At 74.9% G+C, this 19,636-nt stretch carries 18 protein-coding genes; 15 read left to right on the top strand and 3 right to left on the bottom strand.

Annotated features, from left to right (window positions below):
* The first annotated feature begins 92 nt into the window (after window positions 1-92).
* The 8 genes from ACFUVW_RS10510 to ACFUVW_RS10475 all read left to right on the top strand — a co-directional run bounded on the left by ACFUVW_RS10510 (window position 93) and on the right by ACFUVW_RS10475 (window position 10,754).
* A complete protein-coding gene (locus ACFUVW_RS10510; protein WP_430571271.1) occupies window positions 93-1,862 on the top strand; it encodes a BCCT family transporter in 1,770 nt (589 codons plus the stop codon).
* A gap of 57 nt (window positions 1,863-1,919) precedes the next feature.
* On the top strand, window positions 1,920-3,830 hold the full coding sequence (gene typA, locus ACFUVW_RS10505; RefSeq protein WP_430571270.1) for a translational GTPase TypA: 1,911 nt from the start codon (window positions 1,920-1,922) through the stop codon (window positions 3,828-3,830).
* 32 nt (window positions 3,831-3,862) lie between these two features.
* Window positions 3,863-4,918 (top strand): PIG-L family deacetylase, encoded by a 1,056-nt coding sequence (locus ACFUVW_RS10500; RefSeq protein ID WP_430571269.1) that lies wholly within the window; start codon window positions 3,863-3,865, stop codon window positions 4,916-4,918.
* A 10-nt stretch (window positions 4,919-4,928) separates the two neighbouring features.
* Window positions 4,929-5,345 carry a DUF6113 family protein gene (locus tag ACFUVW_RS10495; RefSeq protein ID WP_430571268.1) on the top strand — a complete coding sequence of 139 codons (417 nt, stop codon included), beginning with the start codon at window positions 4,929-4,931 and terminating at the stop codon, window positions 5,343-5,345.
* A 211-nt stretch (window positions 5,346-5,556) separates the two neighbouring features.
* Complete coding sequence (locus ACFUVW_RS10490; RefSeq protein ID WP_430571267.1) at window positions 5,557-7,842, top strand: VanW family protein; 2,286 nt, start codon at window positions 5,557-5,559, stop codon at window positions 7,840-7,842.
* A complete protein-coding gene (locus tag ACFUVW_RS10485; protein ID WP_430571266.1) occupies window positions 7,842-8,747 on the top strand; it encodes a hypothetical protein in 906 nt (301 codons plus the stop codon). Before ACFUVW_RS10490 ends, ACFUVW_RS10485 begins: the two co-directional genes overlap by 1 nt.
* 10 nt (window positions 8,748-8,757) lie before the next feature.
* Window positions 8,758-9,741, top strand: a complete 984-nt coding sequence (locus ACFUVW_RS10480) for a prephenate dehydratase (RefSeq protein ID WP_430571265.1) — start codon at window positions 8,758-8,760, stop codon at window positions 9,739-9,741.
* Window positions 9,735-10,754: a prephenate dehydrogenase gene (locus ACFUVW_RS10475; RefSeq protein ID WP_430571264.1), complete on the top strand. Its 1,020-nt coding sequence runs from the start codon at window positions 9,735-9,737 to the stop codon at window positions 10,752-10,754. The genes ACFUVW_RS10480 and ACFUVW_RS10475 overlap by 7 nt, the downstream gene beginning before the upstream one ends.
* A gap of 30 nt (window positions 10,755-10,784) precedes the next feature.
* Here the strand turns inward: ACFUVW_RS10475 and ACFUVW_RS10470 are convergent, their stop codons facing one another.
* The gene (locus ACFUVW_RS10470) at window positions 10,785-11,024 is read right to left on the bottom strand and encodes a hypothetical protein (RefSeq protein ID WP_430571263.1); all 240 of its coding nucleotides are present in this window, start codon (window positions 11,022-11,024) and stop codon (window positions 10,785-10,787) included.
* Window positions 11,025-11,242: 218 nt separating this feature from the next.
* Between ACFUVW_RS10470 and fdxA the strand changes: the two genes are divergently transcribed.
* From fdxA to ACFUVW_RS10455, 3 genes are all read left to right on the top strand, one after another.
* Window positions 11,243-11,560, top strand: coding sequence for a ferredoxin (gene fdxA / locus ACFUVW_RS10465; RefSeq protein WP_429762524.1), 318 nt, complete (start codon window positions 11,243-11,245; stop codon window positions 11,558-11,560).
* A complete protein-coding gene (dapC, locus tag ACFUVW_RS10460; protein WP_430571262.1) occupies window positions 11,560-12,711 on the top strand; it encodes a succinyldiaminopimelate transaminase in 1,152 nt (383 codons plus the stop codon). The genes fdxA and dapC overlap by 1 nt, the downstream gene beginning before the upstream one ends.
* Before the next feature lie 193 nt (window positions 12,712-12,904).
* A complete protein-coding gene (locus ACFUVW_RS10455; protein ID WP_430571261.1) occupies window positions 12,905-14,227 on the top strand; it encodes a citrate synthase in 1,323 nt (440 codons plus the stop codon).
* Between the two features lie 67 nt (window positions 14,228-14,294).
* On the opposite strand, the gene ACFUVW_RS10450 is transcribed toward ACFUVW_RS10455, so the two are convergent.
* Window positions 14,295-15,221, bottom strand: a complete 927-nt coding sequence (locus ACFUVW_RS10450; RefSeq protein ID WP_430571260.1) for a hypothetical protein — start codon at window positions 15,219-15,221, stop codon at window positions 14,295-14,297.
* A 1-nt stretch (window position 15,222) separates the two neighbouring features.
* Window positions 15,223-16,191: a 2,3,4,5-tetrahydropyridine-2,6-dicarboxylate N-succinyltransferase gene (gene dapD, locus ACFUVW_RS10445; protein WP_430571259.1), complete on the bottom strand. Its 969-nt coding sequence runs from the start codon at window positions 16,189-16,191 to the stop codon at window positions 15,223-15,225.
* A gap of 30 nt (window positions 16,192-16,221) precedes the next feature.
* On the opposite strand from dapD, the gene dapE reads away from it, so the two are divergent.
* The 4 genes from dapE (at window position 16,222) to ACFUVW_RS10425 (ending at window position 19,596) form a co-directional block, all read left to right on the top strand.
* Window positions 16,222-17,418 (top strand): succinyl-diaminopimelate desuccinylase, encoded by a 1,197-nt coding sequence (dapE, locus tag ACFUVW_RS10440; RefSeq protein WP_430571258.1) that lies wholly within the window; start codon window positions 16,222-16,224, stop codon window positions 17,416-17,418.
* A 9-nt stretch (window positions 17,419-17,427) separates the two neighbouring features.
* Window positions 17,428-18,291, top strand: coding sequence for a TIGR00730 family Rossman fold protein (locus ACFUVW_RS10435; protein WP_430571257.1), 864 nt, complete (start codon window positions 17,428-17,430; stop codon window positions 18,289-18,291).
* Window positions 18,288-19,244, top strand: a complete 957-nt coding sequence (gene folP / locus ACFUVW_RS10430) for a dihydropteroate synthase (protein WP_430571256.1) — start codon at window positions 18,288-18,290, stop codon at window positions 19,242-19,244. The genes ACFUVW_RS10435 and folP overlap by 4 nt, the downstream gene beginning before the upstream one ends.
* A gap of 184 nt (window positions 19,245-19,428) precedes the next feature.
* Entirely contained in the window at window positions 19,429-19,596 is a 168-nt protein-coding gene (locus ACFUVW_RS10425; RefSeq protein ID WP_111249454.1) for a DUF3117 domain-containing protein, read from the top strand.
* The last annotated feature ends 40 nt before the right edge of the window (window positions 19,597-19,636 follow it).

Genomic DNA, 19,636 nt, shown 5'->3' with positions numbered 1-19,636 from the left:
GGTCGCGCGCCGGCCCTCGTCATGTCTCCGCATGTCTCCGTTTGCTACGTCTCCGTTTGCTGACGGCCGGGCACGGCGTCAGGGTGAGGGGCATGGCAGGGGCATCGACGCTGGCCCGCGGGGTCTTCTATCCGGCAGCAGGCATCATCCTCGCCTTCGTGCTGCTGGCCGTGTTCTTCACGGACGCCACCGACGCCGTGATGAGCACGCTGCAGGGCGAGGTGATCGGCGCCTTCGGCTGGTACTACGTGCTCCTGGTGGCCGCGTTCGTCATCTTCGCCGTCTGGATGGGGCTGAGCCGCTTCGGGGACATCGTGCTGGGCCCCGACGACGAGGAGCCGGACTTCAAGCTCCCCGTGTGGTTCTCCATGCTGTTCGCCACCGGGATGGGCATCGGGCTCGTGTACTACGGGGTGTCCGAGCCGCTGTCGCACTTCGTCAGCCCGAAGCCGGGAGTCACCGGGGACGACGCCACCCTGGCCCAGGCGGCGATCTCCCAGACCTACGTGCACTGGGGCATCCACGCCTGGGCCATCTACGTGGTGGCCGGGCTCGCGCTGGCCTACGCGATCCACCGCAAGGGCCGGCCGGTGTCGATCCGCTGGGCGCTCGAGCCCGTCCTCGGTGACCGGGTGAAGGGCTGGCTGGGCAACGTCATCGACGTCGTGGCGATCATCGGCACGGTGTTCGGCGTCGCGACGTCGCTGGGCCTGGGCGTGCTGCAGGTGGCGCACGGGCTGGGCTACCTCGACGTCGTGGAGCCGAGCACCGGGCTCGAGATCGGACTGATCGCGGCGATCACGGCGGTCGCCGCGATGTCCGTGGCGTCGGGGCTGTCCAAGGGCATCAAGTGGCTGTCCAACGGGAACATGGTGCTCGCGGGCATCGTGCTCGCCGTGGTGCTGGTGCTGGGACCGACGCTGTTCATCCTGCGCAGCTGGGTGCAGTCCTTCGGGTACTACTTCGCCAACGTGATCCAGATGACCTTCGACACCCTGGCGTTCCGGGGCGACGAGGGCCTGGCGTGGGAGTCGAGCTGGACGATCTTCTACTGGGGCTGGTGGATCTCCTGGGCGCCCTTCGTCGGCGTCTTCATCGCGCGCATCTCCCGGGGGCGCACCGTGCGGGAGTTCGTGCTCGGCACGCTGGCCGTGCCGATGGCCGTGGCGACGATCTGGTTCAGCGTCTTCGGGGGAGCGGGGCTGCACCAGGAGATGACGGAGCCCGGCAGCATGCTGGACCCCGCGACGGGAGGCGTGAACACCGACACGGCGATGTTCCAGCTGTTCGCGACCCTGCCCGGCAGCGGCACCTGGCTCGCCGTCGCGGGCATCGTGCTGGTGGTCGTCTTCTTCGTCACGTCGTCAGACTCGGGGTCGTTCGTCGTCGACATGCTCGCCAACGGCGGCGACCCGAACCCCCCGCTGTGGAGCCGGCTGTTCTGGGCGATCCTCGAGGGCCTGGTCGCCGCGGCGCTGCTCCTGGCGGGAGGGCTCACGGCGCTGCAGACCGCCGCCATCCTCATCGCCCTGCCGTTCTCGCTGGTGCTCATCGGCATGGCGGTGTCGATCGTCAAGGAGCTCAGCGTGGAGCACCGGCAGATCGTGCGCGCCGAGCGGCGCGCGGCGCGGGCGGAGCTCACGGAGCACGTGACGCAGAAGGTGGCGACGACGCTGGCCGGCCGGTGGGAGAACGTCCTGCCGCCCGCGCCGGGCGCGTTGCGGCTGCGCGTCCCGCGCCGTCGCGACGCCAAGGGTCCGCCGCGCCCGGGCCCGGGAGCAGGGCCGGGGGCAGGCCCGGGAACGGGCCCGGGAACGGGCCCGGGAACGAGCACGGACGGGGAGCCTGGACGGGGCGGGTAAGATAGCGGCGGCCCGATTGACGGGTCGCCTCCCCACCCCAGGAAATGAGACCCGTAGATGTCTGTGCGCTCCGACCTGCGCAACGTGGCGATCGTCGCCCACGTCGACCACGGCAAGACGACCCTCGTGGACGCCATGCTGCGCCAGGCAGGCGCCTTCTCCGCCCACCAGCACGTGGACGACCGCGTCATGGACTCCGGTGACCTGGAGCGCGAGAAGGGCATCACCATCCTCGCGAAGAACACCGCGGTCCGGTACGCCGGCCCGTCGGCGGCGGAGGCGGGCGAGCCCGGCGGCATCACCATCAACGTCATCGACACCCCCGGCCACGCCGACTTCGGCGGCGAGGTCGAGCGCGGCCTGTCGATGGTGGACGGCGTCGTGCTGCTGGTCGACGCGTCCGAGGGCCCGCTGCCCCAGACCCGTTTCGTGCTGCGCAAGGCGCTGGCCGCGAAGCTGCCCGTGATCGTCGTCGTGAACAAGGTGGACCGCCCCGACGCGCGCATCACGGAGGTCGTGGGGGAGACCACCGACCTGCTGCTCGGCCTCGCGAGCGACCTGTCCGACGAGGTTCCGGACCTCGACCTCGACGCCATCCTCGACGTCCCCGTCGTGTACGCCTCGGCCAAGGCCGGCCGCGCGTCGATCGACCAGCCCGCCGACGGCGCGCTGCCGGCGAACGAGGACCTCGAGCCGCTGTTCGGCACCATCCTCGAGAAGATCCCGGCGCCGACGTTCGACGCCGACATGCCGCTGCAGGCCCACGTCACCAACCTCGACGCGTCGCCGTTCCTCGGCCGCCTCGCGCTGCTGCGCATCTTCAACGGCACCCTGCGCAAGGGGCAGACGGTCGCGTGGGCGCGTCACGACGGCAGCCTGTCGAGCGTGCGGATCACGGAGCTGCTCGAGACCAAGGCGCTCGACCGCGTGCCCACCGAGTCCGCCGGCCCCGGTGAGATCGTGGCCGTGGCGGGCATCGCCGACATCATGATCGGCGAGACCCTCACCGACGTGGACGACCCGCGCCCGCTGCCGCTCATCACGGTGGACGACCCGGCGATCTCGATGACCATCGGCATCAACACCTCGCCGCTGGCGGGCAAGGGCGGCAAGGGTCACAAGGTCACTGCGCGCCAGGTCAAGGACCGTCTCGACTCCGAGCTCATCGGCAACGTGTCGCTCAAGGTGCTCCCCACCGAGCGCCCGGACGCGTGGGAGGTGCAGGGCCGCGGCGAGCTCGCCCTGGCGATCCTCGTCGAGCAGATGCGCCGCGAGGGCTTCGAGCTCACCGTCGGCAAGCCGCAAGTCGTCACGAAGCAGATCGACGGCAAGCGGCACGAGCCGATGGAGCGCATGACCATCGACGTGCCCGAGGAGTACCTCGGCGCCGTCACCCAGCTGCTGGCGCAGCGCAAGGGCCGCATGGAGACGATGAGCAACCACGGCACCGGCTGGGTGCGCATGGAGTTCATGGTCCCGGCGCGCGGCCTGATCGGCTTCCGCACGCAGTTCCTCACCGAGACGCGCGGCACCGGCATCGCCGCGTCCATCTCCGAGGGCTTCGAGCCGTGGCACGGCGCGATCGAGTCGCGCAACACGGGCTCCCTGGTGGCCGACCGCGCGGGCAAGGTGACGCCGTTCGCCATGATCAACCTGCAGGAGCGCGGCTCGTTCTTCGTCGACCCCACGCAGGAGGTCTACGAGGGCATGATCGTCGGCGAGAACTCCCGCAACGAGGACATGGACGTCAACATCACCAAGGAGAAGAAGCTGACGAACATGCGGTCCTCGACCGCCGACAACTTCGAGAACCTCATCCCGCCGCGCCACCTCACGCTCGAGGAGTCCCTCGAGTTCGCGCGCGAGGACGAGTGCGTCGAGGTGACGCCGGAGGTCGTGCGGATCCGCAAGGTCGAGCTCGACGCGACGGCGCGCGCCCGGGCGACGGCGCGGGCCAAGCGGGCCTGACCCGCCTCCCGGTGCCCGGCCCGGCCTCGCCCGTGCCCGCGACCGCCGCGCCCGCGCGCGACGGCGGGCTGCTCGCGGTCCACGCGCACCCCGACGACGAGACGCTCGCGACCGGCGCGCTCCTCGCGTCGTGGGCCGCCGCGGGTCGGCCGGTCGCCGTGGTGACCTGCACGCGCGGCGAGCGCGGCGAGGTCATCGACACGCCGTCGCACCCCACGGGGCTGGCCCGCCTCGAGGGCGACGGCCCCGCGCTCGCCGCGCACCGGGAGACGGAGCTGGCCGCGGCCCTGGCCGCGCTCGGCGGCGCGCCCGGCGTCGTCGGGCACACCTTCCTCGACGCCGTCGACACGTCGGAGGCCCGGGTCACCGCACCGAGCCCGGCCACCGCCGGACGGCGGTTCGAGGACTCCGGCATGGCGTGGGTCGCTCCCGGGGTGGCCGGGCCGGCCCACCACGCGCCCGCGACGGCGTTCGCGCGCGTCCCCCTCGACGACGCCGCCGCGCGGCTGGCGACCGTCGTGCGCGCGCGGCGGCCCGCCGTCGTCGCGACCTACGAGGAGCAGGGCGGGTACGGGCACCCCGACCACGTGCGCACGCACGCCGTCACGGTCCGGGCGCTCGCCCTCGCGGCCGACCCGGACGCGCCCGTGGACGGCGAGCCCTGGGGCGGCGCCGAGCTGTGGCGCGCGGTGGCGCCGTCCACGGCGCTGCGGGCGGGCCGCCGGGCGCTGGCCGCCGCCCCGGCGGCACGGGACCTCGCCGCCCGCGCCGGGCTGACGTTCCCGGACCCCGACGAGCCCCTGCCCCCGCTCGCGCGCCACGACGCGGAGCTGCGCGACGCCGGCCCGCGCGACGTCGTGCCGGTCGACGCCGCCGCGGTGCTCGACCGCGTGCTCGCCGCGATGCGCGCGCACGCCACCCAGGTGCAGCACGCCACGCGGGCCTCCGCGGTGGAGGCGCCCGACTCCGGCCTGCTGGGCTGGTACGCCCTGAGCAACGCGGTGCTCGCCCCGATCCCGGTGCGCGAGCACTACCTCGTGTCTCCTGACCTGCACCGCGCGACGTCGCGGCGCGCCGGGCGCCGGTAGGCTCGCGCCGATGACCACCCCCGAGCACGCGACACCCACCTCGCCCCCCGCCCCGACGGGCGCCGGCCGGTGGTGGCGGTCCGCCGCGCGCACGGTCCTGGCGCTGGCGCTGGGTGCCGCGGTCGGGGTGCTCGGCACCGTCGCGCACCGCACGCAGTGGCACGACCTGCCCGTCGGCATCGTGCTGGCCCTCGCGATCACGCTGTCCACGGCGGTCCTCTGCCGCGCGTGGGCCGGGCTGGGCCCGCTGCTCGCGGCCGGCGCGGGCTGGGTGGTCGCGGTGCAGGTGCTCGCCGTCGCGGGCCCGGGCGGGGACGTGCTGGTGCCGGCGCAGCCCGTCGGCCTGGTGTGGACCTACGGGGGCCTCGCGATGTTCCTGGTGGCGGCGTTCCTGCCGCGGTCGTGGTTCTCCGACCGGCGGGGCTGACGCCATCCCCGTGCCGGTCTGTGAGCGTCCCGTGCGTGCCGCCCGGCCGGGCGTGACGAACCTGTGCGGACCGGCGCCCGATTTGGCGCTTTCACCCGGACTTGCACCGGGCCGGCCGGCGCCGCCCGAGTAGGATCCCCCAGGCGGGTCCGCCCCGCGTCACCTGTCCTTCCCGGGGCGTCGCCCCGCACCCCACCCTGACGGAGCATGCATGGGTCACCCGACCGAGCGCGAGCCGGACCCCGCCGGGCCCGCACCCGCCGAGCCCGCGCGCCCCGAGACCGAGCCTCGGCCCGAGCCCGCGAGCGAGGCGCCCGCGGCGCCGAGCGCGCCCGAGCCCGAGCAGCCCGTCGCCGAGCCGGCCCCGGAGCAGCCCGTCGCCGAGCCGGCTCCGGAGCCGACCGCCGAGCCTGCCTCCGGGCCGACTGCCGAGCCGACCGCCGAGGCGCCCGCTCCCGAGCGGCCGGACGCCGACGAGCCGGACACCCCGTACGAGCCGCGGGTGCGGCTGTACGAGCAGCGCGTGATCGCCACGGTGCCCGCGCCGTCGTCGGGGCCGCCCACCCAGGCGCTGCCGGCGGTGGCGGCGCCGACCCCGGCCGGCCCGCAGGCAGCACCGGGCGCCACCCCTGGCACCACCGCGGGCACCATCCCGGGTGCCGGCTTCGCCGCCGTCCCCGCCGGGCCGGCGACGCCCCCGCCCGCGGCGGACCCGGGCTCGCCGCTCGACGGCCTGGCGGGCGACGGCGCCCCCAGCCGCGCGCCGAAGGTCGCGCTGTGGGCGGGCGTCGGGCTCGTGGTCGTCGCGGGGCTCTACGCGGGGGCCCAGTGGGCCGTCGCCGGGACCGTGCCGAAGGGCACGAGCGTCGCCGGGATCGAGATCGGCGGGCTGGACGCCGGGCCGGCGGTCGCGGCGCTCGACGACGGCCTGAGCGCCCGCGCCGCGGAGCCGATCGACGTCCGGGCGGGCGAGGCCACGAGCACGATCGACCCGGCGGAGGGCGGCCTGTCGTTCGACGCGCAGGCGACCGTCGACGGGCTCACGGGGTTCTCGCTGAACCCGGCGCACCTGTGGGAGCACGTGGTCGGCGGCGACGCCGTGCCGCCCGTCGTCGACGTCTCCCGGCCCGCCCTCACCGAGGCGGTCACCGGCCTGGAGGACTCCCTCAAGGTCGAGCCGGTGGACGGCACCGTCGGCTTCAAGAAGGGCGAGGCCGTCGCCACGGAGGCGGTCGAGGGGTCCAGCGTCGTCGTCGACGACGCGGTGGACGCCGTCGCGGGCGCCTGGCTCGTCACCTCGGGGCCGGTGGACCTGCCGACCGAGGTCGTCGAGCCCGCGGTCACGCAGGCGGAGACGGACGCCGCCCTGGAGCAGGCCCAGCAGGTGGTGAGCGGGCCCGTCACGGTCGACGTCGGTGAGCAGTCCGCGGAGCTGACGCCCAAGGCGCTCGCGAGGGCGACGTCGTTCAAGAACGCAGACGGCGAGCTGAAGCCCCGCTTCGACGGCGAGAAGCTGGTCTCCGACGTCGTGGACGACACCGACGACCTGCTCACCGAGCCGGACGACGCCCACTTCGTGTTCTCCGGCGGCAAGCCGGTCGTCGAGGGCGGGGAGAAGGGCACGACGCTCGACCCGGACGACACCGCGTCCGCCGTCGGCAAGGCCGCCCTGTCCGACGACCGGACCACCGAGCTGACCCTGGTCGAGCGGGACCCGGAGCACACCAAGGAGGCCCTCGAGGACATGGGGGTCAAGGAGGTCGTCTCGTCGTTCTCGACCCCGCTGACGAGCGAGCCGATCCGTACCCGCAACCTCGAGCGCGGCGCCGAGCTCGTCACCGGCACCCTCGTGGCGCCGGGCGAGACGTTCTCGCTGCTCGACACCCTCTCGCCCATCGACGAGTCGAACGGCTTCGTCGCGGCGGGCGTCGTGAGCAACGGCGTGCACACCGACGCCGTGGGCGGCGGCCTGTCGCAGATGGCCACGACCACCTACAACGCCGGCTTCTTCGCCGGGTTCGACGACGCGGGCCACCGGCCGCACAGCTACTGGTTCAGCCGGTACCCGGCGGGCCGCGAGGCGACCATCTACGTGGGCTCCATCGACATGAAGTTCACCAACGACACCCCGTACGGCGCCGTCATGCAGTCGTGGGTCTCGGGCGGCGAGCTGCACGTGCAGATCTGGTCGACGAAGTACTACACGGTGGACCCCGGCGTGGGGGACAAGCGCAACATCGTGCCGGCCACGCCGGTGCACAAGTCGGGCGCGGGGTGCGAGCCCTACCCCGGCGGGAACGACGGCTTCACGATCACGAACTACCGCAAGGTCTACCACGACGGCAAGCAGGTCAAGGACGAGTCGAACACCTGGACCTACAAGCCGGACAACCCCGTCGTCTGCGACCAGCCGAAGGCCGACCGCGACGCCGACCGAGAGCCCAAGGACGACGGCAAGGACGACGCCGCCGACGACGGGAAGGCCAAGGAGGACTGATGCTCGGACGCTCGGAACGCGAGTCCCCGGCGCACGCCGCGCAGGCGGCGCACGCCGCGGGCTGGTCGGGGGTCGCCCCCGGGTCGGCGGTGGCCACGGCCGTGCCGGACGAGTCGATCGAGCTGCTGGACCTCGGCACGACGTCGGACACCCTCGCCACGGTGGCGACGATCGACGACCTGGCGGCGGTGGTGCACCTGGGTCACCCGGAGCAGCCGTCGCCGCGGCTCGAGGAGGCGCTGCTCGCCGGTGACCCGTCGCTCATCGTCACCGCGGCGGTCGCCGTCGCGCCGCAGTGGGTGTGGGTGGCGCCGGCAGGCGCCACGGGCGGCCAGGTGGTCATCGACGAGGCGGGGATGCGCGACTGCCAGGACCTGCTGCACGGCATGGGCGTGAGCCCGCGGCTGGTGCCGACCCGCACGTCGGTGGACGAGCGGGCGGCGCTCGCGGGGCCGGCCGGTTCGCTCGTGGTCGAGCGGCCGCGGGTGCCCGCGGGATGGGTCGAGGTGCCCGGCAGCGAGCGGCTCGCCGGCCGGCTGCCGGTCTGGTACGGCCTCCTGGAGGCGCGGGCCGAGTGGCCGCGGTTCGACGCGCCCGCCCAGGTGTGGCTCGCCGTGGGGCCGTCGGACGACCACCGCGGGTCCCTGCAGCACACGCTGGCCGTGCTGTCGGCGGCCGGCGTCGACCTGCAGCACCTGCGCAGCCACCCGTCGGCCCGCGGGCCGCACGTCTTCTTCACCTCGTTCCGGTGCGCGACCGTCGACGTGCTCGACGGCCTCGTCGCGGAGCTCGACGGGCGCGGCGTCGCGCACCGCACGCTGGCCGTGCTGCCGGGCGAGGGCTTCGTGCCCGGCCCCGTCCCGCTGGCGCCGCGGTGGGCCACGGGCGCCCCGGCCGCGGAGTGAGGAGCGGCGGATGAGGATCGCGTACCTCGGGCCGGAGGGCACGTTCACCCACGAGGCGGTCCGGCGCTGGGTCGGTGTCCGGTCGGTCGGTGTCCGTTCGGTCGATGCCCGGCCGGGTGGCGACGACGCCGCGCAGCAGCCGCTGGCGACCGTCCGGGAGGTGCACGACGCCGTCGCGGCGGGCGCCGCGGACCGGGGCGTGGTGGCGATCGAGAGCTCCGTCGAGGGATACGTCGTGCCGTCGCTCGACGCCCTGCTGGGCAGCCCCGACGTGGTCGCGGTCGACGAGGTCGTGCTGGACGTCTCGTTCGACGCCTTCGTCCGCCCCGGGCACGCCGATCCCTCGGGCCTGCGCGAGGCGACGGCGCACCCGCACGGGCTCGCCCAGTGCACGCGGTTCGTCGCCGAGCGGGGCCTGCTGCCCGTGCCGGCGTCGTCGAACGCGGCGGCGTGCCGGGACCTCGCCGACCACCAGGTCGCGTTCGGGCCGAGGCTGTGCGGCGAGCTCTACGGCCTGGAGACGCTCGCCACGGGGGTGGAGGACTTCGCCGGCGCGCGCACGCGGTTCGTCGTGCTGTGCCGCCGGGACGACGCGCCCGCGGCATGGGCGCCGGTCCGCGCGGCCGGGCACGAGGCGTGGCACACCATGGTCGCCGTGACGCCGGTCGTCACGGGACCGGGCGTGCTGGCCCGGGTCACGGCGGAGTTCGCCGAGCGCGGCGTGAACATGTCGAGCCTCGTGGAGCGGCCGCTCAAGGTGCGCGAGAGCCAGTACGTGTTCGTCGTGACGCTCGACGGCGCCCCCTGGGAGCCCCGGGTCCGCGACCTGTTCGCCGCCCTGCTCGGCGCCGGCGACTCCCTCAAGGTGCTCGGCGCGTTCCCCGTGGCGCCCGGCGGCCCCGGCCTCGACGGCGTGCTGCCCGACCACGTGCCCACGGGCAGCGTGCTGGGCTCGGACGACGACGCGACGGTCGCGAGGGGCCTGCTGTGGTGAGCTCGGGGGCGGGCGGAACCGTCGGGGTGGTCGGCCTGGGCCTGGTCGGCGGGTCGCTCGCGCGGCTGCTCGGCGCGCGCGGCGTGGACGTCGTCGCGACGGACACCGACGCCGGCACCCGCGCCGACGCGCGCGCCGTCGGGCTGGGCGTCGCCGACGACCTGGCGGACCTGTGCGCCGCGGGCCCCGACGTCGTCGTCCTCGCCGTCCCGCTGCGGGCCGTGCGCGCCACGGCCGCCGAGCTGGCGCCGCTGCTGGGCGGCCACGCGACCGTGACCGACGTCGGCTCCGTCAAGGGCCCGGTCCGCGCGGCGGCGGCCGCCGCGGGGCTGGCCGACCGGTACGTCGGGGCGCACCCGATGGCCGGCACCGAGCACAGCGGCTTCGCCGCGTCCGACGCGGCGCTGCTCGACGGGGCGCCCTGGGCGGTCACCGTCGCGGAGCCGGGCACGGCCTCGCCCGACGAGCCCCGTCGTCTCGCGCAGGTGCTGCGCCTGGTGACCGGGCCGCTGGCCGGCACGGCCGCGGTGGTCACCGACGACCGCCACGACGAGGCGGCCGCGCTGGTGAGCCACGTGCCGCACGTGCTGGCCACCCAGCTCCTCAATGCCGTCGCGGGCGCCCCGGTGCGCGACCTCGCGCTCGGTCTCGCGGCCGGCAGCTTCCGCGACGGCACGCGCGTCGCGCTGACCGACCCGGCCCGCACGGAGGCGATGGTCACGGAGAACGCCGCCTGGGTCGCGCCGGCGCTGCGCAAGGTGGTGCGCGACCTCGAGATCGTCATCGGCGCCCTGGAGACGAACGGGCCGCTGCACGACGTCTTCCACGCCGCCGACGAGGTCCGCGAGCTCCGCCCGGGGGGACGTCCCCGCCAGGGCGGGCCGGAGGAGGCGCTGCCGGTCGGCGACGGCTGGACGGCCGGCCTGGTCGACGCCCTGGTGGCGCGGTGCACGGCGGGTGCCGTCGTCGTGGGCGTCGACGACGCCGCGGTCCGGGTGCGCGCGCCGCGCTGAGGCGGGCACGCCCCCGTCCCGGGGCGCGAGTCAGCCCTCGCCGGGTCGCCCGCGCCGCGGCCGCCGGGGCGGGACGGGCTTCACGGCCTCGACGTCGGCGGCGGCCACGGCCACCTCCGGCAGGCCGGGGGAGCGGTCGGGGCGCACGCGCAGGCCGCCGGGCCCCACGGCCGTGAGAATCCCCACGACGTCGGCCCAGCGCGCGCCGCTCTCGGCGGCCTCCGCGGGCGACAGGCGGCGCCGCACGACGACGCGGGTCCCCGCCGCCACACGGCGCCACGCGTCCGAGGGACCGGGCGGGGGTACGGCAGGTGGGACGGCTGACGGCGAAGGCACCACGTCAGCGATACTAGAGTTGGCCGCGCGGGCGCTGCGCCCGCGCCGGTCAGCACCGGAGAAGCACCAACGAAGCAGCACCGACGAAGAAGCATCGAGAACCGCAGCCCGCTCGCCGGACCGCGCCCTCGTCACCTGGAAGGTAGCCCGCAGTGACCTACGTGATCGCTCAGCCGTGCGTCGACGTCAAGGACAAGGCGTGCATCGAGGAGTGTCCCGTGGACTGCATCTACGAGGGCTCGCGCTCCCTGTACATCCACCCGGACGAGTGCGTGGACTGCGGCGCCTGCGAGCCGGTGTGCCCGGTGGAGGCCATCTACTACGAGGACGACGTCCCCGAGCAGTGGAAGGACTACTACCGGGCCAACGTCGAGTTCTTCGACGACCTCGGCTCGCCGGGCGGCGCCGCGAAGATGGGGCTCATCGAGAAGGACGACCCCATGATCGCCGGCCTGCCGCCCCAGGCCTGATGGGCTTCGCCGACCTCGGCGGACTGCCCTACCCCTGGGACACGCTCGAGGACGTGCGTGCGGCCGCCCGCGCGCACCCCGGCGGCGTCGTGGACCTGTCGATCGGCACGCCGGTCGACCCGACGCCGCGGGTCGTGCGCGACGCGCTCGCCGCGTCGTCGGACGCCCACGGCTACCCGCTGACGCACGGCACGCCCGCGCTGCGGGAGGCGGTGGCGGGCTGGTTCGCCCGCCGCCGCGGCGTGCCGGGGCTCGACCCGGACGCCGTGCTGCCCACGCTGGGGTCCAAGGAGCTCGTCGGCCTGCTGCCGTCGCTCCTGCGCCTGGGCCCGGGCGACGTCGTCGTGCACCCGGCGGTCGCCTACCCGACGTACGACGTCGGTGCGCGGCTGGCCGGCGCGACGCCGCTGGCCACGGACGACGTCGAGGCCTGGGCGGGGCGCCGCGACGTGCGCCTCGTGTGGGTCAACTCGCCCGGCAACCCGACCGGTGAGGTCGCCGACGTCGCGCACCTGCGCCGCGTCGTGGAGGCGGCACGGGAGATCGGCGCCGTCGTCGTGGGCGACGAGTGCTACGCCGAGCTGCCGTGGGCCGACGCCTGGGTCGGCGACGACGGCGTCTCGAGGGTGCCGAGCCTGCTCGACCCGCGGGTCACCGGCGGCAGCCCCGAGGGGCTCCTCGTCGCGTACTCGTTGTCGAAGCAGTCCAACGTGGCCGGCTACCGCGCCGCGTTCGTGGCCGGCGACCCCGCCCTCGTGTCCGGGCTGCTCGCCACCCGCAAGCACCTCGGGATGATCGTGCCGGCGCCGGTCCAGGCGGCGATGACCGCCGCCCTGGGCGACGACGCGCACGTCGCGGCCCAGCGCGAGGTCTACCGCGCGCGCCGCACCGCGCTGCTCGGCGCGCTCGGGACGGCGGGCTTCGTCGTCGACGGCTCCGAGGCCGGCCTCTACCTGTGGGCCCGCCCGGCCGACGGGACGCCGCTCGCGGGCGCGTCCTCGCGCGACCTCGCGGCGTGGTTCGCCGGCCGGGGCATCCTGGTCGGGCCCGGGGAGTTCTACGGCGACGGGGGGCGGCGGCACGTCCGCGTCGCGCTCACCGCACCCGACGATCTCGTGGCCGAGGGTGTGACGCGCATCACCACCGCGTGACGAGCGGGATGGCTGCGGCTGGGCAGGGGATTGGATCACCTTGGTGTTGGGGGGTAGGTTCGACCGCAGGCCGAGGTAGCCCTGGAGGATGCCACGGCCGGCGTGCCCCGGGCCGCCCCCGTCCCAGAGTCACGAGTCACGCGCCCACCGGTCCCGTCGTCGGGAGTCGGCAGGCCCGTCACGGAAGGAAGACATGACGTCCACCACGCCTGCCGCAGGCACCACGGGCGACTCCGCCTCGGTCGAGCTCGTCGTCGACGGTACCGCTCGACAGCTGCCCGTCGTCCCGGCCACGGAGGGCAACGACGGCATCGTCGTGTCGTCCCTGCTGAAGGACACCGGGCTCGTCACGGTCGACCCCGGGTTCACGAACACCGCGTCGTGCCAGTCGGAGATCACGTACATCGACGGCGACCAGGGCATCCTGCGCTACCGCGGGTACCCCATCGAGCAGCTGGCCGACTCCTCGACCTTCCTCGAGGTGGCGTACCTGCTCATCCACGGCGAGCTGCCCTCGCCGGCCGACCTGTCGGCGTTCGAGGAGCGGGTCAACCGCCACACGCTGGTCCCCGAGGGGTTCCGCGCCTTCCTGTCGTCGTTCCCGCGCGGCGGCCACCCGATGTCGATCCTGGCCTCGGCGGTCAACGCGCTCGCGACGTACTACCCCGAGTCGCTGGACCCGCACGACCCGGAGGCGGTCGAGCTCGCCACGGTGCTGATCCTCGCCAAGATCCGCACGATCACCTCGTACCTGCACCGCGCCACGCGCGACGAGCCGCTGATGTACCCGGACTACGCCCGCGGCTACGTCGACGACTTCCTGCGCATGACGTTCTCGCGGCCCTACGAGCAGTGGGAGTCCGACCCGGTGCTGGTGTCCGCGATGGACAAGCTCCTCATCCTGCACGCGGACCACGAGCAGAACTGCTCCACCTCCACCGTGCGGATCGTCGGCTCGTCGAACGCGACCCTCTACGCGTCCGTCGCCGCCGGGATCAACGCGCTGTCCGGCCCGTCGCATGGCGGCGCCAACGAGGCCGTCCTCACGATGCTCGAGAGCATCCGCGGCGGCGACGACTCCGTCGAGACCTTCATGAAGAAGGTCAAGAACAAGGAGGCCGGCGTCCGGCTCATGGGCTTCGGGCACCGCGTCTACAAGAGCTACGACCCGCGTGCCGCGATCGTCAAGAAGCACGCCGACGCCGTGCTGGGCCAGCTCGGCGCCAAGGACGAGCTGCTCGACATCGCCCGCGGGCTCGAGGAGATCGCGCTGCACGACGACTACTTCGTCGAGCGCAAGCTCTACCCGAACGTGGACTTCTACACCGGGCTCATCTACAAGGCCATGGGCTTCTCCCCGGCCATGTTCACGCCGCTGTTCGCGCTGGGGCGCATGCCGGGCTGGATCGCCCAGTGGCGCGAGATGATGAACGACCCGCAGACCAAGATCGGCCGCCCGCGGCAGGTCTACACCGGTCCGACCGAGCGCGCCTACGTGCCGCTCGAGCAGCGCTGAGGCTCGCGCCCTCCGCAGCCCGCGCAGCACCGCACCGACGCCGGCCGTCGGCCCGCGACCAGGACGATCACGACAGGACGATCGTCACCTGGCCGTCGGGCCGGCGGTCGGCGTCGTCGTCCACGACGGACCACGCGCCGTCGTCGCGGACCCACGCCCGCGCGCCGGCCCGCACCTCCTGCGCCCCCGACACGGACGCCGTCGCCACCGCCCAGTGGGCGACGGCCCAGGTGGCGAGCTCGCCGTCGAGCGGCACGGCGGTCGCGTCCACGACGACGGCGTTCACGTCCGTGTCGGAGCTGCCGGACGTGTCGGCCCGCAGGGCGTCGGCGGGCAGCCCGAGGTCGCGGGCCGCGCGCTCGGCGAGCAGGTCCCTGGCGGCGGCGCCCGACGGGGCGTCGTCCTCCTCGGTGGGCCGCAGGTCGCAGGTGATCGCGCCGGGGGAGTGACCGGTGAGCGCGGACGCCCACGCCCGCGACCGGGTCTCGTGCTGCGCGTACGCCTCGGGGAACGCGGAGCGCTGCACCGCCTGGGCGGCGACGGTGACCTCCAGGTCCTCGTAGCCGTCGACCTCGACGAGCCCGTCGTAGAACTTCCCCGTCGAGTACACCGGGTCCATGATCTCCTCGACGGTGCCCCAGCCCTGGGAGGGGCGCTGCTGGAAGAGGCCCACCGAGTCGCGGTCGCCGTAGTCGATGTTGACCAGCCGGGACTCCTGCAGCGCCGTCGCGAGCCCGATCGTGGCCGCACGGCCGGGCAGGCCGCGCTGCACGGACGTCCCGACGATCAGCGCGGCGTTGTCCGCCTGGACCGGCGTGAGGTACCACGACGTGCCGTCCAGCTCGGCCGCGCACCGCTGCACCGAGGGGGTGTCGGCCCGGTCGAGGAACCACACGACCCCGGCGGTCGCGCCGGCGCCGACGACGAGGACCGCGGCGAGCGCCGCGCCGGTCGCCCGTCTCCGGCCCCTCCGCCGGCGTCGGCCTCCGGACACGTCAGTTCGCGTGCAGCGCGGCGTTGAGCTCGATGCCCACGCCGCCCCGCTCCAGCACCTCGACCGCGCCCGTGCGCGAGTTGCGGCGGAACAGCAGGTTGTCGCGGCCGGCGAGGTCGCGGGCCTTGACCACCAGGGGGTCGCCGTCGGCGCCCATCTCGCCGAGCACCGTGACCTTCGTGCCGGCGGTGAGGTACAGGCCGGCCTCGACCACGCAGTCGTCGCCCAGCGGGATGCCGAGGCCGGCGTTGGCGCCGAGCAGCGAGCGCTCGCCCACGCGGATGACCTCCTTGCCGCCGCCCGACAGCGTGCCCATGATCGACGCGCCGCCGCCGACGTCGGACCCGTCGCCCACGACGACCCCGGCGGAGATGCGGCCCTCGACCATGGAGGCGCCCAGCGTGCCCGCGTTGAAGTTCACGAACCCCTCGTGCATGACCGTGGTGCCCGACGCGAGGTGCGCGCCGAGGCGCACGCGGTCGGCGTCGGCGATCCGCACGCCGGCAGGGACGACGTAGTCGACCATGCGGGGGAACTTGTCGATCCCGTAGACCGTCACGGCGCGCCCGGTGTCGGCGCGCAGGCGCAGGCGGGTGGCCTCGAAGCCCTCGACGGCGCACGGGCCGTGCGAGGTCCACACCACGTTCGTCAGCACGCCGAAGAGACCGTCGAGGTTGACGCCGTGCGGCTGGACCAGCCGGTGGGAGAGCAGGTGCAGGCGCAGGTACGCGTCGGCGGTGTCCTGCGGGGCGGCGTCGAGGTCGATCACGGTGCGCACGACGACGACGTCCACGCGGCGCGCGTCGTCCCGCTCGGTGAGGGCGTCGAGCTCGGCCGGGATGTCGACGTCGGACTCCGGCGGCGCGCCCAGCACCGGCGAGGGGTACCAGACGTCGAGCGTCGTGCCGTCGTCGGCGACCGTGGCGAGACCGAGGCCCCAGGCGGGGCGGGAGGAGGCAGGCGTCGTCATGCGCCCAGCGTAGTCGGCAGTTCTGCGACGATGGTGCGCGTGACCACGGACCGCACCGCCCCTTCACCCGACGCACTCCCCGGCTCCCCGCTCGACACGCTGCTGGGCACCCTGCTCGACCCGGAGACCGTCGCGACGAGCGATCTCGTGGACCTGCTGGCCGCGGTGTGCGACGTCCCGTCGGTCTCGGGGGACGAGGCCGCCCTCGCGGACGCCGTCGAGCGCGTGCTGCGCGCCCAGCCGCACCTCGACGTCCTGCGCGACGGCGACGCGCTCGTCGCCCGGACCCACCTGGGCCGGGCGCGGCGCGTGGTGCTCGCGGGCCACCTGGACACGGTGCCGCTCACCGACCCGCCGAACCTCCCCACGCGCCTGGAGACCGCGGCGGACGGCACCGTCGAGATGTGGGGCCGCGGCACCGTGGACATGAAGGGCGGCGTCGCGATCATGCTCGCCCTGGCCGTCGAGCTCGGGCGGCCGGGCCGCGAGCCCGCGCACGACCTCACGTACGTCTTCTACGACCACGAGGAGGTCGAGGCGTCGCTCAGCGGGCTGGGCCGGCTGGTGCGGAACCACCCGGAGGCGCTCGCGGGCGACGTCGCGATCCTGGGCGAGTCGAGCAACAACGGCATCGAGGGAGGCTGCAACGGGACGCTGCGGGTCGAGGTCCGCACCCACGGCGTCGCCGCGCACTCGGCGCGCGCCTGGGCCGGGGTCAACGCGATCCACGCGGCGGCGCCGGTGCTCGACCGCCTCGCCGCGTACGAGGCGCGCGAGGTCGAGGTGGACGGGCTGGTGTACCGCGAGAGCCTGGGCGCCGTCGGCATCCACGGCGGCATCGCGGGCAACGTGGTGCCGGACGCCTGCACCGTCACGGTGAACTACCGCTTCGCCCCGTCGCAGGGCGTGGCCGAGGCGGAGGCGCACGTGCGCGAGCTCTTCGAGGGCTTCGAGGTGGTCGTGACGGACGCCGCGCCCGGCGCCCGCCCGGGCCTCGACGACCCGCTGGTGGCGGACTTCGCCGCGGCGGTGCAGGCCGCGACCGGCACCGCGCCGACGCCGAAGTACGGCTGGACCGACGTCGCGCGGTTCGCCGAGCTCGGCATCCCCGCCGTGAACTTCGGCCCGGGCGACCCGGTGCTGGCGCACAAGGACGACGAGCGCCTGCCCGTGGCCCGGCTCGCGGCGGGGCGCGACGCCCTGCGCACCTGGCTCCTCGGCGCCTAGGCTCGAGGCATGACGCGAGCGACGACTTCCCCCAGCGGCCACGGGACCGACCGCGGCGACGACGGGGTGCCCGAGAAGGGCCGGGGCTACCGCAAGGGTCCCGTGCTGCTGCGGGGCAAGGAGATCCCGGCACAGACCACCGACCAGCGGCTCCTGGCGGGCGGCGGCGACTCCGACTGGGTGCACTCCGACCCGTGGCGCGTGATGCGGATCCAGTCGGAGTTCGTCGAGGGGTTCGGCGCCCTCGCCGAGGTGGGGCCCGCCGTGTCGGTGTTCGGCTCCGCGCGCACGTCGCCGGACCATCCGGACTACGCGCTCGCCGTCGAGGTGGGCCGGCTGCTCGCCGAGGCCGGCTACGCGGTCATCACCGGCGGCGGCCCGGGCATCATGGAGGCGGCCAACGCCGGCGCGCACAAGGCGGGCGGCACGTCGATCGGGCTCGGCATCGAGCTGCCCTTCGAGCAGGGCATGAACGAGTTCGTGAACCTCGGCGTGAACTTCCGCTACTTCTTCGCCCGCAAGACGATGTTCGTCAAGTACGCGCAGGGGTTCATCGTGCTCCCGGGCGGCTTCGGCACGTTCGACGAGCTGTTCGAGGCCCTCACGCTCGTGCAGACGCACAAGGTGACGGAGTTCCCGCTCGTGCTGGTCGGTAAGGACTACTGGGGCGGACTGCTGGACTGGGTGCGCACCGCGGTCGCCGACCGGGGGATGGTGGGCCCCACCGACGTCGACCTCATGCACCTCACCGACTCGCCGGCGGAAGCCGTCGAGTACGTCATCGAGCGCGGCCGCGCCCTCGCGGCGTCGGAGCGGGAGGCGCTCGACGAGCTCGTGGCGGACCAGCGGGACGCGGCGGCCGACGGCTCGTGACCGGTCCCGACCCTGCCCCGCCGGGCGTGCCGCCGGCGGGGACGTCGCTGGTGCTGCGGGGGCGCGAGGTCGGCCGCGGCCCCGACGGCGTGCTGCGCCCGGTGGTGATGGCGATCGTCAACCGCACCACGGACTCGTTCTACGCCCCGGCGCGCCGGCCCGACGACGGCGCCGCGCTCGACGCGGCCCACCGGGCGTGGGCCGACGGCGCGCAGATCGTCGACGTCGGGGGGGTGCGCGCCGGGGTCGGCCCGGAGGTCGACGAGGCGGAGGAGATCGGCCGCGTGGTCCCGTTCGTCGCGCGGGTGCGCGAGGAGCTGCCCGACCTGCTCGTGTCGGTGGACACGTGGCGCTCCGGCGTCGCCCGCGAGGTCGTGGCGGCCGGCGCGGACCTCGTGAACGACACCTGGGCGGGGCACGACCCCGCGCTCGTCGAGGTGGCCGGTGCGGCGGGGGTCGGGGTCGTGTGCTCGCACACCGGCGGGGCGGTGCCGCGCACCGACCCGTACCGCGTCGAGTACCCCCCGGCGTCCGACGGCGCCGCGGACCCCCGCGACGGCGTCCTGGACGACGTCGTCGCGACGCTGCGCGCGGCCGCCGCGCGGGCCGTCGCCTGCGGCGTCCCGCCGCGGTCGGTGCTCGTGGACCCCACGCACGACTTCGGCAAGAACACGTGGCAGTCGCTGCACCTGCTGCGCCGCACCGCGGCGCTCGCGGGGCTCGGGTACCCGCTCCTCATGGCGCTGAGCCGCAAGGACTTCGTGGGCGAGTCGCTGGGGCTGGCCCCCGACGACCGGCTCGAGGGCACCCTCGCCGCCACGGCGCTCGCCGCCTGGCAGGGGGCGACCGTCTTCCGCGCCCACGACGTCGTCGCCACCCGGCGCGTGCTCGACATGGTCGCCGTCGTCCGCGACGAGGCGCCGCCGCACGCGGCGCTGCGCGGCCTGGCCTGATGCCGCCTGACCTGGAAGGCCCGGACCCGGTCTCGCCAGTCGACCTCTGACGTCCGGGGTGTGGAAGTCCCGGGCGGGTTCTGACCTAGAATGGTGGGGCGCGCCTCGTCTCGCCCCCGCCGACCGGCGGGCCGCGGGCAGGGGGCAGGCCGAGGAACCGGACAACGGAATGGGAGAGCCACAGATGGCTGCGATGAAGCCGCGGACGGGCGACGGGCCGCTGGAGGTCACCAAGGAAGGACGCGGCATCGTCATGCGGGTCCCGCTCGAGGGTGGCGGCCGTCTGGTCGTGGAGCTGAACGCCACCGAGGCGACCGAGCTGGGTGAGGCACTCCAGGCCGTCGTCGCCTGACGGCGGAGGTCGACGAGACGCGACGAGCGCGGGGCGGACG

Origin of the sequence: Isoptericola sp. NPDC057391 (assembly GCF_042668085.1) — a bacterium.
Taxonomy (GTDB): Bacteria; Actinomycetota; Actinomycetes; order Actinomycetales; family Cellulomonadaceae; genus Isoptericola.
This window is presented reverse-complemented; position numbering and strand designations above follow the sequence as displayed.

Bases quoted from the DNA above. Each gene is read 5' to 3' on its own strand.
- ACFUVW_RS10510 (WP_430571271.1), top strand. From the start codon at position 93: ATGGCAGGGGCATCGACGCTGGCCCGCGGGGTCTTCTATCCGGCAGCA.
- typA (WP_430571270.1), top strand. From the start codon at position 1,920: ATGTCTGTGCGCTCCGACCTGCGCAACGTGGCGATCGTCGCCCACGTC.
- ACFUVW_RS10495 (WP_430571268.1), top strand. From the start codon at position 4,929: ATGACCACCCCCGAGCACGCGACACCCACCTCGCCCCCCGCCCCGACG.
- ACFUVW_RS10490 (WP_430571267.1), top strand. From the start codon at position 5,557: ATGGGTCACCCGACCGAGCGCGAGCCGGACCCCGCCGGGCCCGCACCC.
- ACFUVW_RS10485 (WP_430571266.1), top strand. From the start codon at position 7,842: ATGCTCGGACGCTCGGAACGCGAGTCCCCGGCGCACGCCGCGCAGGCG.
- ACFUVW_RS10480 (WP_430571265.1), top strand. From the start codon at position 8,758: ATGAGGATCGCGTACCTCGGGCCGGAGGGCACGTTCACCCACGAGGCG.
- dapC (WP_430571262.1), top strand. From the start codon at position 11,560: ATGGGCTTCGCCGACCTCGGCGGACTGCCCTACCCCTGGGACACGCTC.
- ACFUVW_RS10455 (WP_430571261.1), top strand. From the start codon at position 12,905: ATGACGTCCACCACGCCTGCCGCAGGCACCACGGGCGACTCCGCCTCG.
- dapD (WP_430571259.1), bottom strand. From the start codon at position 16,191: ATGACGACGCCTGCCTCCTCCCGCCCCGCCTGGGGCCTCGGTCTCGCC.
- dapE (WP_430571258.1), top strand. From the start codon at position 16,222: ATGGTGCGCGTGACCACGGACCGCACCGCCCCTTCACCCGACGCACTC.
- ACFUVW_RS10435 (WP_430571257.1), top strand. From the start codon at position 17,428: ATGACGCGAGCGACGACTTCCCCCAGCGGCCACGGGACCGACCGCGGC.
- ACFUVW_RS10425 (WP_111249454.1), top strand. From the start codon at position 19,429: ATGGCTGCGATGAAGCCGCGGACGGGCGACGGGCCGCTGGAGGTCACC.